The 2,643-nt window shown below is 69.2% G+C and carries 3 protein-coding genes; all 3 read right to left on the bottom strand.

What is annotated here, in order from left to right:
* Positions 1 to 38: 38 nt before the first annotated feature.
* Positions 39 to 926 (bottom strand): carbohydrate ABC transporter permease, encoded by an 888-nt coding sequence (locus P409_RS31385; protein WP_052121618.1) that lies wholly within the window; start codon positions 924 to 926, stop codon positions 39 to 41.
* Entirely contained in the window at positions 926 to 2,251 is a 1,326-nt protein-coding gene (locus P409_RS31380) for an ABC transporter substrate-binding protein (RefSeq protein ID WP_034847735.1), read from the bottom strand. Before P409_RS31380 ends, P409_RS31385 begins: the two co-directional genes overlap by 1 nt.
* A 38-nt stretch (positions 2,252 to 2,289) precedes the next feature.
* The coding region (locus P409_RS31375) for a beta/alpha barrel domain-containing protein (RefSeq protein WP_034847738.1) at positions 2,290 to 2,643 on the bottom strand (354 nt) is incomplete at its 5' end.

The following is a 2,643-nucleotide window of genomic DNA, read 5'->3' as shown; positions in this document are numbered from 1 at the left end:
GGGGGACTCATTTGGGGCAGACCTCCAGCCAGCAGCTCTCATCGCCGCGATCCCCTCAGCATCTGCGCCATCAGCAGGCGCAGCACCACCACCGAGGCCAGGAGCAGCAGCATCGAGGCGGCGACGGCGGGGCCGATCCGCTCCTGCTGGAAGAAGGTGCGGTAGATGTAGATCGACAGGCTCTGGGTCAGCGTGCCCGGGCCGCCGCCGGTCAGCACATAGATATGGTCGAACACCCGGAAGCTGTCGATGAAGCGGATGAAGCCGGTGATCGCCAGCGCCGGCACCATCAGCGGCAGGGTGATGCGGCGGAACACGGCCCAGGGCCCGGCGCCGTCGATCCGGGCCGCCTCCACCAGCTCGCCCGGGATCGCCTGGTAGGCGGTCAGCAGCGCCAGGAAGGCGAAGGGCGTCCATTGCAGCACCTCGATCACCGCGACAGTGGCGAAGGCCCAGTCGGCACCCAGCAGGTTGCCGCTGAACCCGACCATCTGCAGGTATTGCGGGATGACGCCGACGAAGTCGTTCAGCATCAGCCGGTACATCACGCCGAGCAGCGCCGGCGACACCATCATCGGCAGCAGCAAGAAGGCCATCAGCCAACGCCGCTTGGCGATCAGCGGGTCGAGCGCCAGCACCAGGGCGAAGCCGAGCAGCAGCTGCGCCGCGGTGACCGCCAGGGCGAAGCGGGCGGAGAAGCCGACCGCGGCCCAGAAGGCCGGGTCGGCCAGCACCGCGCGGTAGTTGTCCAGCCCGACCCAGCGCGGCGACCACAGCCCGGTGAAGCGCACCTCGCTGAGGCTGTAGACCAGGTTGGCGACGGCCGGGAAGCCGAGCAGGAGCGCCAGGAACAGCAGCAGCGGCCCGAGCAGCCACAGCCCGTCCCAGCGCCCCTCATAGGGCCGGCGCCCGGCTGTCGATGCCATCAGCCCTTGATCCGCTCGGCCATGCCCTCGGCCGCCTGCTTCAGCGCGGTGTCGAGGTCGATCTGCCCGGCCCAAAAGGCGGAGAATTTTTCCGCCAACACCTCATAAACCGGCACGGCATAGGCGGCGGTGCCTCCGGTGACGACGAAGCCGTAACGGTCGACGAAATCGCCGACCAGCGGGAATTCCGGCCGGGTCGACGCCATCGCCTTCAGGATCTCCGGCACCGGCGGTGTGCCGCCGGCCTGGGCGTAGACGGTCATGGCGTCCCTGGTCGCCAGCCAGGCCAGCACCTTGCCGGCGTCTTCCTTGTTCTTCGACGCCTTGTTCAGGCCGATGCCGAGGGAATGGACATGGCTCTTGTGCCCGGCGCTGCCGGCCGGCAGCGGGGCCAGGCCGATCTTGCCGGCGACCGTGGGCGACTTGGCCGGGTCGTTCAACTCGGTATAGGCCGCGTTCCATTGCAGCATGGTGGCCGCCTGGCCGGCCTGGAAGGCGGCGTTGGCCTCCGGATACTCGTAGCTGATCGATCCGGGCGGCGTGGCCTTGGCGTCGATCAGGGTCTTGTAGACCTGCAGGCCGGTGCGGGCGGCAGGGCCGTCGATTGCCGGCTTGCCGTCGGCCAGCCAGTCGCCGCCGTTGGACACCAGGGTGGCCTGCCACAACATCACGTTGAAGATCAGGTTCTTCATCTGCAGCACGGTGCCGAAGCGGGTCGGGCTGTCCGGGTTGTCGGCGGCGCTGAAGAACAGGGCGGCGACGATCCAGTCGTCCCAGTTCCAGTCGTCCGGCGCCTTCGGCTGCATCTCGCGCCCGAGCTTCTCCTTGGCGATCGCGGCGTAGCGCTTCTGCCAGTCGGCGTCGGACAGCAGCCGGTCGACCAGATCCTTGCGGTAGTAGAGGAAATGCACCGAGATGTCGGTCGGCACGCCGTACAGCTTGCCGTCCAGGGTGACGGATTGCAGCGCCACCGGCGCGAAGCCGGCCTTGGCCTCGGCCGGGACCTGGACGTCGATCGGGTCGAGATAAGGGGCGTAGCGGCCGAGCGTGTAGGTGGTGACCAGCGCCAGGTCGAACTCGCTCGACCCCGCGGCCAGATCCGCCTGCTCCTTCTCGAAATAGCCCTGGCGGCTGAACAGCAGCTGCTTGACGGTGACGCCGTCGGCCTTGCCCGGCCCGGCATTGTAGGCGTCCAGCACCTTCTGCATCGCCTCGCTCTCCGGCCCCGGCCAGAACAGCAGCGTGACCTCGCCCGCCATGGCGGCGGAGGACAGGAACGGCAGGGCCAGCCCCGCCAGCAGGGTCTTGCGCAGAATGATCGTCATGGTTTGCCCCCTGTTTGTCTTGGTTTGAAGGACGGCCCTCAGCCGGCGCCGAGGGCGTCGAGGAACCAGCGCGTCACATGCTCCGGCCTTGTGATGGCCGACCCGGCGACGACCGCGAAGGCCCCGGCGGCCAAGGCGGAGGCCGCATGCTCCGGCGTCCGTACATTGCCTTCGGCGATCACGGTGAAGCCGTCCGCCGCCAGGTCGGCGACCAGCGCCAGGTCCGGTTCGGTCGGCTCGGGCCCGGCGACATAGCCGGCCAGGGTCGAGGCGACGATGTCGGCGCCGGCCGCGGCGGCGGCACGGCCCTCGGCACGGGTCGAGACATCGGCCATGGCGATGCGGCCGTGACGGTGGATGCGGGCCACCATCTCCGCCACCGGCGTAGGGCG

The sequence above is a fragment of the Inquilinus limosus MP06 genome (genome assembly GCF_000767795.1).
In the GTDB taxonomy this organism is placed as follows: Bacteria; Pseudomonadota; Alphaproteobacteria; order DSM-16000; family Inquilinaceae; genus Inquilinus; species Inquilinus limosus_E.
Note: the sequence above shows the minus strand (reverse complement) of the source record. Positions and strands in the feature narration are given on the sequence as shown.